The organism is Corynebacterium frankenforstense DSM 45800, from assembly GCF_001941485.1.
In the GTDB taxonomy this organism is placed as follows: domain Bacteria; phylum Actinomycetota; class Actinomycetes; order Mycobacteriales; family Mycobacteriaceae; genus Corynebacterium; species Corynebacterium frankenforstense.
On record NZ_CP009247.1, the window covers coordinates 1,690,970 to 1,702,439 of the forward strand.

At 71.8% G+C, this 11,470-nt stretch carries 8 protein-coding genes; 2 read left to right on the forward strand and 6 right to left on the reverse strand.

Features of this window, described 5'->3' with window-relative positions; genetic code table 11:
- Nucleotides 1-30 precede the first annotated feature (30 nt).
- Nucleotides 31-558 carry a 30S ribosomal protein S16 gene (gene rpsP / locus CFRA_RS07445; protein ID WP_075664123.1) on the reverse strand — a complete coding sequence of 176 codons (528 nt, stop codon included), beginning with the start codon at nt 556-558 and terminating at the stop codon, nt 31-33.
- A 231-nt stretch (nt 559-789) separates the two neighbouring features.
- Between rpsP and CFRA_RS07450 the strand changes: the two genes are divergently transcribed.
- A complete protein-coding gene (locus CFRA_RS07450) occupies nt 790-1,266 on the forward strand; it encodes an ankyrin repeat domain-containing protein (protein ID WP_083666894.1) in 477 nt (158 codons plus the stop codon).
- Nucleotides 1,267-1,525: 259 nt separating this feature from the next.
- A complete protein-coding gene (locus CFRA_RS07455) occupies nt 1,526-3,340 on the forward strand; it encodes a purple acid phosphatase family protein (RefSeq protein WP_075664124.1) in 1,815 nt (604 codons plus the stop codon).
- Between the two features lie 195 nt (nt 3,341-3,535).
- Here CFRA_RS07455 and ffh read toward each other — a convergent pair whose 3' ends face one another.
- From ffh to ftsY, 5 genes are all read right to left on the reverse strand, one after another.
- Nucleotides 3,536-5,173 (reverse strand): signal recognition particle protein, encoded by a 1,638-nt coding sequence (gene ffh / locus CFRA_RS07460; RefSeq protein WP_075664125.1) that lies wholly within the window; start codon nt 5,171-5,173, stop codon nt 3,536-3,538.
- A gap of 77 nt (nt 5,174-5,250) precedes the next feature.
- Nucleotides 5,251-7,419: an HD domain-containing protein gene (locus CFRA_RS07465; protein WP_245797516.1), complete on the reverse strand. Its 2,169-nt coding sequence runs from the start codon at nt 7,417-7,419 to the stop codon at nt 5,251-5,253.
- Nucleotides 7,420-7,423: 4 nt separating this feature from the next.
- A complete protein-coding gene (locus CFRA_RS07470) occupies nt 7,424-7,762 on the reverse strand; it encodes a P-II family nitrogen regulator (RefSeq protein WP_075664126.1) in 339 nt (112 codons plus the stop codon).
- Nucleotides 7,763-7,804: 42 nt separating this feature from the next.
- Nucleotides 7,805-9,232, reverse strand: a complete 1,428-nt coding sequence (locus CFRA_RS07475; RefSeq protein WP_075664127.1) for an ammonium transporter — start codon at nt 9,230-9,232, stop codon at nt 7,805-7,807.
- Between the two features lie 182 nt (nt 9,233-9,414).
- Nucleotides 9,415-11,397: a signal recognition particle-docking protein FtsY gene (gene ftsY, locus CFRA_RS07480; RefSeq protein ID WP_075664128.1), complete on the reverse strand. Its 1,983-nt coding sequence runs from the start codon at nt 11,395-11,397 to the stop codon at nt 9,415-9,417.
- Nucleotides 11,398-11,470: the final 73 nt, after the last annotated feature.

Sequence of the window (11,470 nt, forward strand, 5' to 3'; positions counted from 1 at the left end):
CCGGGGTGCACCCGGAGCCGGGGAAATCCTCTACTCGGACTTCTCCTCGGCCTCCTCGGTGGACTCCTCGGACTCGGAGGCCTCGGCGGCCTCCTCAGCCTTGGCGGCCTCGGCGGCGGCCTTCTCCTCGGCCTCCTTCTCGGCGGCGGCCTTGGCCTCGGCGGCCTCGCGCTCCTTGCGCTTGGCCTCGAGGACCTCCTCGGCGGACGGGCCGTTGTTGGCCTCGGAGAGGGCGGCGTTGAACAGGTCCAGCTTGGACGGCTTGGCCTCCGGCTCCTTGTAGGTGCCCTCGGCGCCCGGCAGGCCCTTGAACTTCTGCCAGTCGCCGGTCACCTTCAGGATGGCGAGCACGGGCTCGGTCGGCTGGGCGCCGACGCCGAGCCAGTACTGGACGCGCTCGGAGTCGAGGCGGATGTAGGAGGGCTCGACCTTCGGCTGGTAGATGCCGAGGTTCTCGATCGCCTTGCCACCGCGCTTGGAGCGGGCGTCGGCGACGATGATGCGGTAGTGCGGGGTGCGCAGCTTACCGATGCGCTGCAGCTTGAGCTTGACGGCCATGAAGGGGCCACCTTTCTGGTCACTGGGCAGTTCGGACACCCGCCGTCTTCTCCGGCGGGCCGGTTCAACCCTTGGGATTAACCTGCGCCGTGATCAGGCCGGCCGACCGGGGTCGGTTGCGGCGATGACGCAGGGGTGTGCGCGCCACGTAACGGCACACAACCCGACCAAGGATACCCGCGCCCGCGCGAGCATGGAAATCGCCTGCGCACAGGGGTAACATATGCACGCGTGAGCTTGCTTCCCGCCGCCCGCCGCGGCTACGCGGTGATCCGCTACGTCGACGACTCCCGCCTCGAGTCTCTGGTGCTCACCGCGGATATCGCGGGCCTCGAACGCCTGCTGGCCACCTCCGGGGTGGACGCGCGGACCACCGACGGGCGCACGGCCCTGATGCTGGCCGCCGGCCGGGACAACCTCTTCGTCGCCGCCGCCCTGCTGGACCGCGGCGCGGACGTGACGCTTGCCGACGTCGCGGGGGCCACCGCCCTGCACCACGGCGCCCGTGCGGGCGCCGAGGCCGTCGTCGAGCAGCTCCTGGCCGCGGGCGCCGACCTCGAGGCCCGCGACAACGACGGACGCACCGCGCTGTGGCAGGCCTGCGCCCACAACCTGCCGGACTCGCAGATCGTCGACATGCTGCTGCGCGCCGGTGCCGACCGCTTCGCGCGCGACCGCAACGGGGTCTGCCCGGAGGACATGCTCTAGCCCCGGACCGCCGCACCTTTTGCCGGCGTCGGAGCCTGGATCGCGCTGCCGTTCACCGGAAAGGTGGTCGACCGGCGCCGGGCGGGTTCGTAGACAGCCCCGCCGTCCCTGCCGAGGGGGAACCTGAGCACAGAATACGGGCAACCTGACGGGCACCGAGCGTTCACTTCCCGTCGACCTTCGGGAAAGCTGGCCGGAACCTTAATCGGCAATAATTTTCAGGTGGACCCCAGCCTTTGACACAGACAGGAGCCCACCCATGTCCACCACCCTCCGTCCCTGGCGGACCACCGCCGCAGTGGTCACCGCCGCGGCCGTCCTCGTCGGCTGCTCCGGCACCGACCCCGAGCAGTCCCAGGAGACCACCACCTCGGCCGGCGCCGAGGTCGACCCGGTCTACGGCGAGCGCAACGGCCTCGACCTGATCGAGCTGAGCGACACCAAGCCGGAGGTCGCCGAGGTCGAGGAGAACAACGAGCCGAACCGCGTGGCGATGAACATCCCCGAGGACCCCTCGACCTCGATGTCCTTCAACTGGTACACCACCGACGCCACGGACTCCCCCATGGTGCGCGTGTCCACCTCCGAGGACCTCGCCGACGCCCGGGAGTTCCCCGCCGAGACCGCCGAGGTCACCTCCGAGTACGCCGAGCGCGACGCCGACGGCCACTACATCTACGCCTCGGTGACCACGGACGAGGAGGGCGAGTTCCTGCTCGACGACGCCGGCGAGCCCGAGGAGGTCCTCGGCTACTTCACCGACGAGCAGATCACCCTGGAGAACACCCAGTGGACCGCCGAGGGCAGCGACCTGGGCTACCTGGGGCTGCAGGAGGTCCAGGAGCACACGAACAAGGCCACCGCCACGGGGCTCGAGCCGGACACGCAGTACTACTTCCAGCTCGGCAGCGAGGAGGAGGGCTTCACCGAGACCGGATCCTTCCGCACCGCCAGCGCGGACACCGACGAGTTCCAGTTCATCCACTACACCGACACCCAGAACGCCTACTGGAACGCCAACGTCAACAACGAGGCCGCCTACGGCGCCGACACCCTGGCCCACGCCATGGAGGTCGCCCCGGACGCCGACTTCGCCCTGCACACCGGCGACTTCGTCGAGATCGCGCAGGTCGAGGACGAGTGGGTCGACAACCTGGACATGTCGCGCGAGTCCAACATGAACCTGCCGCACGCCTACACCGCGGGCAACCACGACGAGTACACCGTCGGCTGGCAGGACGAGCTGGACACCACCGCCTTCAACGAGCACACCAACGTCCCGGCGGCCAACGACGCCGTCGACGGCGGCTCCTACTACTCCTACGACTACGCCGGCGCCCACTTCGTCGTCCTGAACACCAACGACAACAAGAAGTCGGACGACAACCCGGAGGAGGGCGCCATCGGCGCCGAGCAGATGGAGTGGGCCAGGGCCGACATCGAGCAGGCCCGCGCCGACGGCGCCGACTGGATCGTGCTGGCCTACCACAAGCCCGTCTACTCGGCGTCCTACCACGCGCTGCAGGACGAGGACGTGCAGGTCACCCGCGAGGAGTTCGTCAAGCTCGCCGACGAGCTCGACGTCGACGTGGTCATGCAGGGCCACGACCACAACCTGACGCGCACCAAGTCGCTGGTCTACACCCCGGACAACTACGCCTACGGCGAGGTCGAGGACACCGAGAAGAGGGAGATCGACGGCGTCGAGCACCACGTCAACCCGGACGGCGTCACCTACGTCATCCCGAACACCTCGGGCACGAAGAACTACGACGCGATCTACCAGAAGGGCGCCGACCACGTCCACCACGTGCGTCCGAAGCTGGACTGGATGAGCGAGGAGGACGTCGACCTCTGGAACGGCCTCTACGACGTCGCCGAGCAGCCCAACCAGGTCGACCGCTTCGCCGAGTCGCACGAGAACGACCGCCAGTCGCAGCTGCAGACCTTCGCGGTCTACACCGTGACCCCGGAGAACTTCAAGATCGACTTCTACTTCGTCGAGGGTGACCTCCACGGCGGCGGGGAGCGCGAGGTGAAGCTCTACGACTCCTACGGCATCGCCAAGCAGTGACCCACTGCGGCCGGCCGGGCCACCCCGGCTAGCCCGGGCACCGCGGCCGGCCGGGCCACCCCGGCCGGGCGCCTGACGGCCCCGACCGCCACGACCCACGGGAAAGGCGCCACCTGCACACCGCAGGTGGCGCCTTTCACTGTCTGGGAAGCCGGGAGGCCGCAGGCCGAGCCCCCACACCGGTGGCTCGCCGAGTTACTTCTTCTTGCCCTGGCCGAAGTCGAGGTTGTCCAGGTCGATGTTCTCCATGCCCTTGGGCATCTTGGGCATGCCCATCTTGCCCAGACCCGGCATGCCGCCGCCCATCCCGGGCATGCCGCCGCCCATCTGCTCCTGCATCTTCTGCAGCTCGGCCATGCTCGGCATGCCGCCGCCCATGCCCGGCATCTGCGGGGCCTTGCGGCCGCCGCCCTTGCGCTTGCCCTTCTTGTTCTTGCGTCCCTTCGGGCGCTTCTTGGTGGCGCTGCGCTTGGAGCCGCCCATGCCGAACTGGCCGGCCATCTTGCCCATCATCTTCTTGGCCTCGAAGAAGCGGTCGACCAGCTGGTTGACGTCGGAGACCTTCACGCCCGAGCCGTTGGCGATGCGCTTGCGGCGCGAGGCGTTGAGGATCTTGGGGTTGTCACGCTCGGCCGGGGTCATGCCGCGGATGATGGCCTGGATGCGGTCGAGCTGCTTCTCGTCGACCATGTCGGCCATCTGGTCCATCTGCTTGCCGCCGGGCAGCATCTTGAGCAGGTTGCCCAGCGGACCCATCTTGCGGATCATCAGCATCTGATCGAGGAAGTCCTCGAGGGTCAGCTCGCCGGTGCCGATCTTCTGCGCGGTCTTCTGGGCGGTCTGCTCGTCGACCATGCCCTCGGCCTGCTCGATGAGCGTGAGCACGTCGCCCATGCCCAGGATGCGGCTGGCCATGCGCTCCGGGTGGAAGACGTCGAAGTCGTCGAGCTTCTCGCCGGTGGAGGCGAACATGACCGGCTTGCCGGTGACCTCGCGGATCGACAGGGCGGCACCGCCGCGGGCGTCGCCGTCGAGCTTGGTGAGCACCACGCCGGTGAAGTCCACGCCGTCGCGGAAGGCCTCGGCGGTGGTCACCGCGTCCTGACCGATCATCGCGTCGATGACGAAGAGGACCTCGTCGGGTTCGACGGCGTCGCGGATGTCGCGGGCCTGGGTCATCAGGGTCTCGTCGATGCCCAGGCGGCCGGCGGTGTCCACGATGACGACGTCGTGCTGGGTGCGCCGTGCCTCCTCGACACCGGCGCGCGCGACGGCGACCGGGTCACCGTGGGAGACGGTGCCCGAGTGGGCCTCCTCCTCGTTGGCGGAGTCGAGCGTGGCGCCGGGCTCCGGGGCGAAGGTGGGCACCCCGGCGCGCTCGCCGACGATCTGCAGCTGCTGGACCGCGCCCGGGCGCTGCAGGTCACAGGCCACCAGCATCGGGGTGTGGCCCTGCTTGGCCAGGTGGCGGGCGAGCTTGCCGGCCAGGGTGGTCTTACCGGCGCCCTGCAGGCCGGCGAGCATGATGACCGTCGGCGGGCGCTTGGCCAGGTTCAGCCGGCGGGTCTCGCCGCCGAGGATGTCGGTGAGCTCCTCGTTGACGATCTTGATGACCTGCTGGGCCGGGTTGAGGGCCTGCGAGACCTCGGAGCCGGCGGCGCGCTGCTTGATGCGCTTGATGAAGCCGCGGACGACCGGCAGCGAGACGTCGGCCTCCAGGAGGGCCAGGCGGATCTCCCGGGCGGTGGCGTTGATGTCCGCCTCGGTCAGCTTGCCCTTGCCCCGGATGCCCTTGAGCGCCCCTGCGAGACGATCGGACAGTGACTCAAACACGTGTGGTTACGCTCCCTCGTGGTCGTGGCTCCTCAAGCGAATTGCCTACCCATGGTAGCCGCCGCGACCGGGACCGGTCACATTCCGCCCAGCGCGGCCCGCATGGCGTCGTCAAGCGTGGGTCTCTCGGCCACGCCGGGCCGGGCCCGCAACGCCGCGCGCGCGGTGACGGTGGCCCCGGCCGTCGTCAGGGTCAGCCACTCGAATTCGGGCAGGACGTCGGCGAGCACGGCCAGCACGCCGGGTCGGTCGCGGGTGTGCACGTCGACGAAGCGGCCCTCCCAGGAGACGGCGACGGGCCCGGGCGCGGGCACCGGCGGGGTGGTGTGCACCCCGGAGAGGAAGGCCTGCCGGAAGCCGGGCAGGTCGAGGCGCCCGCCGACGCTGCCGCGCACTTCAAGCTCGGTGACCAGGAGACCCTCGGGGTCGATACGGCAGCGCGCCTGGTCGATCACCCAGGCCAGGGCGTTGCACACGGCCACCAGGCGGGACAGCTCGCCCGGCCGGCCGCGCCAGTGCAGCACGCCGCGGCCCGCCCCGCGCGGCACCAGTGACATCTCGCCGTCGGCCGGCGCGGAGACGACCGGGGCGAGAGGGGTGAAGCGCGAGAGCCTGCGGCGCGCGGCGGCGAGCAGCGTGTCGCGGCACAGCGCGAGCTGGCGGGTCCACACCCCGGGCCCGGTCGCCTTCGAGTCGGCCTCGACGAGCGCGGCGAGCAGTTCGATGGTGCGCAGGTCGTGGGCGGTGGCGTCGAGGAGCTCGCCGAGGGCGGCGGGGTCGTTCGGGTCGCGGCGGGCGGCGATGCGCGCGATGGTGGAGTGCTCGGCGACGACGGTCTGCAGGCAGGAGCGGTCGCGCAGCGGCAGGCCGAGGCGCCCGGCGAATCTGGCGACGGCCTCGGCGCCGACGGCGGCGTGCGGGCGCCCGGTGCCCTTGCCGACGTCGTGGTAGAGCCCGGCGATCAGCAGCAGGTCCGGTCGCGAGACGTGGATGGCGGCGCGTGCGCAACCGGCGACGGTCTCGAGGGTGTGGCGCTCGACGGTGTGGACGTGGGTGCGCTCGCGCGGCATGAGCCCGCGGATGCGGTCCCACTCGGGCACCAGCGGCGCCCACAGGCCGCGGGCGTCGAGTGCGGCGATGTTCTCGGCGGTGCGCAGCGGCGAGGACAGGGCGGCGACCAGGTCGGCGGCGACGGGCTTGGGCAGTCGCTCCGGCAGGCCCGGGGCGTCAGCGAGCCGGTCCCAAATCGCCGCCGGGACGGGCAGGCCGGTGCGCGCGGAGACGGCGGCCACGCGCAGCGGCAGGCCCGGGTCGGCGAGATCCGCGTTGCGCGCCAGGCGCACCTGCCCGCCGGACTCGACGACGTCGACGTCGAGCGGGCGGCGCGGGGCGCTCCGTGTCGGGGTCCGCAGCACGTCGCGGCTGGCGGTCACGGCGGCGGTCAGGGCGGCGTCGATGGCCCGCCCGGCGTCGGCGACCCCGCGGGCGAGGTCGAAGCGGTCGGCGAAGCCGAGCTCGACGGCGATGTCGGCGGCGAACTCGGGGTCGAGGATGTCGCGGCGGCGCCGGGCCACGCGGTGCAGGGCGGCGCGCACGCGCAGCAGCAGGTCACGCTCGGCGGAGAGCGCCGGCGCGTCGCAGAGGTTGGCCAGCGCCAGGGCGCGCAGCAGCTCGTGGTCGCGCAGGCCCCCGCGGCCGTGCTTGACGTCGGGGCGGGTCATGGCGACCACGGAGCCGGAGCGGCGCCACCTCCCGATGGCGGCGTCGAGCACCGCGTCGAGGCGCCGGGGCAGCTCGCGGCGCCAGGCGGTGAGCACGAGCCGGCGGGCCTCCTCGACCAGGGCGGTCTCCCCGGCCACGGGCGCCAGGTCGAGCAGCGCGAGCGCGGCGGTCGGCTCGGCGGCGAGCACCTCGGCGTTCTCGGCCGGGGTGCGCAGCGCGTGGTCGACGTGGCGCCCGGAGGCCCGGGCGGCGTCCCAGACGGCCTCGACGGCGTCGGCGTCCGGTGCGGCGCCGGGACGGTGGATGAGCACCAGGTCCAGGTCGGAGTGGCCGGTCAGCTCACCGCGGGCGAGCGAGCCGGTGGCCGCCAGCGCGGTGCCTTCGGGCAGCTCGAGGCCGGCGAGCCTGCGGCGTTCGATTGCCGACGCCGCGTCGGTCGCCGTCGCGGGCCCCGCGCCCTCGGCGGCGGGTGCGGTACGGCCCGCGCCGTGGGCGCGGGCCGGGGTGTGGCGCGACGTCGTCACGCGGTCACAGGGCGTCGTCGTCGACCTCGCCGGTGCGCACGCGCACCACCCGGTCGACGGGGCTGACCCAGACCTTGCCGTCGCCGACCTTGCCGGTGTAGGCGGCCTGCGTGATCGCGTCGAGGGCGTCGGCGACCTGGTCGTCGGCGACGAGGACCTCGACCTTGACCTTGGGCACGAAGTCGGTGGCGTACTCCGCGCCGCGGTAGACCTCGGTGTGGCCGCGCTGCTGGCCGTAGCCCTGGACCTCGGTGACCGTCATGCCGTGGACATCGGCCTGGTCGAGGGCGGCGCGGATGTCGGTGAGGGTGAACGGCTTGACGATCGCGGTGACTAGCTTCATGGCGGTACTGGCTCCTGTTCTCGAGGTGGACTCTGCTGCGGCTCAGGCGTCGCGCTCGTCGCGGCCGGTGGCCGGCACTTCCCGCGGCACGGCGGGGGCGGTCGGGACCGTGGTCTTCGATTCTACCGGGGCGCCGAGGGCCCCACGGGAGGTGCCGGGGCGCTCGCCGCCGAGGTCGCGGGCGGACTCGGCGTGCTCGGCGAGGTCGATGCCGTCGTGCTCGGCCTCGGCGTCGACGCGCCAGCCGACGGTCTTGGCCAGCGCCAGGGCGATGACGGCGGTGACGGCGCCGGCGAAGAGCACGGCGACGACGGCGATGATGACCTGGACGGCCAGCAGCTTCAGGCCGTCGACGCCGCCGCCGGTGAACAGGCCGGTGTCGGTGGCGATGAAGCCGACGCCGACGGTGCCCCAGAGCCCGGCGACCAGGTGGACGCCGACGACGTCGAGGGAGTCGTCGTAGCCGAAGCGGTACTTCAGGCCGACGCCGAGACAGGCGAGCACGCCGCCGACCGCGCCGAGCAGCACCGCGGTGGCCGGCACGAGGTCACCGGCGGCCGGGGTGACGGCGACGAGTCCCGCGACCACGCCGGATGCGGCGCCGAGGCTGGTGGGCCGGCCGTCGCGCAGGCGCTCGCAGGCGAGCCAGCCGAGCATCGCCGCGGCCGCGGCGACGGTGGTGTTCAGCCAGGCCAGGCCGGCCAGGCCGTCGGCGGCGAAGGCGGAGCCGCCGTTGAAGCCGAACCAGCCGAACCACAGCAGTGCGGCACCCAGCATGACCAGCGGCAGCGAGGAGGGCCGGGAGACCTTGCCGGGGAAGCCGCGGCGCCTGCCGACGACGAGCGCGAGCACGAGGGCGGCGGTGCCGGCGGAGATGTGAACGACCGTGCCCCCGGCGAAGTCGATGGGCTCGATGAGGGCCTCTCCCTCGGCGTCGGCGCCGAAGAGCGCGGCGGCCAGGGAGCCGGGGGCGCCGGAGAGCAGGCCGCCGCCCCAGACCATGTGGGCCAGCGGGAAGTAGACGAAGGTGCTCCACAGGGCGGTGAAGGTCAGCCAGGTGCTGAAGCGCACGCGGCCGGCCAGCGCGCCGGAGATGATCGCCGTGGAGATCACGGCGAAGGTCAGCTGGAAGCCGACGTCGATGATGTTGGCGTAGCCGTTGGCGCCGGTGAGGTACTCCCCCGCATCGTCGGTGACGGTGCCGCGGAGTCCGAAGAACTCGAAGGGGTCGGCGACCACCCCGGCGATGGAGCGGGTGCCGTAGGACATCGACCAGCCCCACAGCACGTAGACGACGGCGACCACGCCGAGGGCGCCGAAGGACATCATCATCATGTTCAGGGTGGCGGCCCTGCCGGTCATGCCGCCGTAGAAGAACGCGAGGGCGGGCGTCATCAGCAGCACGAGTGACGCCGCGACCAGCATCCAGGCGGAGTCGCCGGTCGCGGCCGCCAGTTCGGTGGGGTTCATGGTCTTTCCTCCTGGTCGGGATGGCTTGGCGGTTTCTAACTGTAGGTCTATAGGTTTATCGCCGAAGACAAAACCCGCAGAGTGTGCGTCATGTCACTCTGCGGGTGGTTGTCCGGAGGCGCGCCGGTCAGCGGGTGGGCCGCCCGGCGGGCCTGTCGGCCGGGTCGCCGACGGGGTGGCTCTCAGCCGAGCAGCGCGTCGACGAAGCCCTCGACCTCGAAGGGCGCCAGGTCGTCGGCGCCCTCCCCCAGGCCGACGAGCTTGACGGGCACGCCGAGCTCCTCCTGGACCTGGAAGACGATGCCGCCCTTGGCGGTGCCGTCGAGCTTGGTGAGCACCACGCCGGTGATGTCGACGACGTCGCGGAAGGTGCGCGCCTGCATCAGGCCGTTCTGGCCGACGGTCGCGTCGAGCACGAGCAGCACCTCGTCGACCTTGGCGCGCTTCTCGACGACGCGCTTGACCTTGCCGAGCTGGTCCATCAGGCCGACCGAGGTGTGCAGGCGGCCGGCGGTGTCGACGAGCACGACGTCGGCGTGCTCCTCGATGCCGCGGGCCACGGCGTCGAAGGCCACGGAGGCCGGGTCGGCGCCCTCGTCGCCGCGCACGGTGGTGGCACCGACGCGGCGGCCCCAGGTCTCCAGCTGGTCGGCGGCGGCCGCACGGAAGGTGTCGGCGGCGCCGAAGAGGACCTTGTGGCCCATGGAGACGAGCACGCGGCCGAGCTTGCCGGTAGTGGTGGTCTTGCCGGTGCCGTTGACGCCGACCATGAGCACCACGGCGGGCTTGCCGTCGTAGGGCATGGCCTTGATGGAGCGGTCGAGCTCGGGGCGGCCGACCTCGATGAGCACCTCGCGCAGCATGGCGCGGGCCTCGTCCTCGCTGGAGACACCGCGCTCGGCGATGCGCTCGCGCAGCTTGTCGACGGCCTCCATGGTCACCTTGGTGCCCAGGTCCGCCATGATCAGCGTGTCCTCGATCTCCTCCCAGGCGTCCTCGTCGAGGTCGCCGGCGGAGAGGATGCCGAGCACGGACTTGCCGATCATGTTCTGCGAGCGCGACAGGCGGCCGCGCAGGCGGCCCAGGCGGCCGGCGGCCGGGGCGATCTCCTCGACCGGCTCCTCCGGCTCCGGGGAGGCGGCGGGCTCGGCGGGGACCTCGGTGGACTCGCGGGCCTCCTCGGCGGCGCCTGCGGTGGCGGCGGCAGCGGCGGCGGCCTCCTCGGCCTCGGCCTCGGTGGCCGAGCCGTCCTCGGTGGAGGCCTCGTCGGCGGCGGCGTCGGCGATCTCCTCCGGGCTCTCCTCGGCGGAAGCGTCAGTCTCTGGCTCGACCGGGGTCTCCGGCTCAGCGGGCTCGGCCTCATCCTTCTCCTCGGCGGAGGTTTCCCCCGCCGTAGCGGCGGCACCGGCGACGCCGGCTGCGCCCGCAGCACCGGCAGCTGCGGCACCCGCGGCGCCCTTGCCGGTCTCGGCCTCGTCCGCCTCGGCCGTGTCGGCGGCCCGCGCCTCGACGTCGGAGTCCGGGACCTCGGGCTCCTTCTCCTCTACGATCTTCGGCTCCGACCTCTCCGGCTCGGGCTTATCCTCGACCGGCTCAGCGGTGGTCTCAGTCTTCTCGGCCTTCTCAGCCGCAGGCTGCCCGGCCTTCGACTCCGGGACCTCGGGCTCCTTCTCGTCGACGACCTTCGGCTCCGGCTTCTTCTCCTCGACCGGCTCGGCCTTCTTCTCGACCGGCTCGGCCTTCTCAGCCGCATGCTTCTCCGCCTTCTTCGGCTCGGCCTTCGGCTCCGGGACCTCCGGCTTCTCGGCCGCGGCCTCCTTCTCGACCGGCTCAATCTTCTCGGGCTCAGCCTTCTTCGGTTCCGGCTTCGGGGCTGCCTCCGCGACGGGCTGCTTCTCCGCCTTCTTCTCCCCGGTGAAGTCGCTGACCGCCGCGCCCGGGGCCGCTCCCCCGCCGGCGGCGAAGTTGAAGCCGCCCTTGGCCTGGTAGTTGCCGGACTTCTCCTGCTGGGTCAGCTCCTTCGGCTCCTCCTTCTCCTCCTTCGGGGTGAAGGAGACCGTCTTGGACTCACCGCGCTTGCGCCCGATGACGACAAGCGCGATGAGAAGAATGATGACGACGGCAAGGACGATGCCGCCGATGATGAGGATGGTCGAGTTCGTCATGGCCCCATGATGGCAGGTCCACCCGCCCCCGCGCAGCACGAGGCCCCCGCCCCGCACCGTGAGTCCCCTCCGG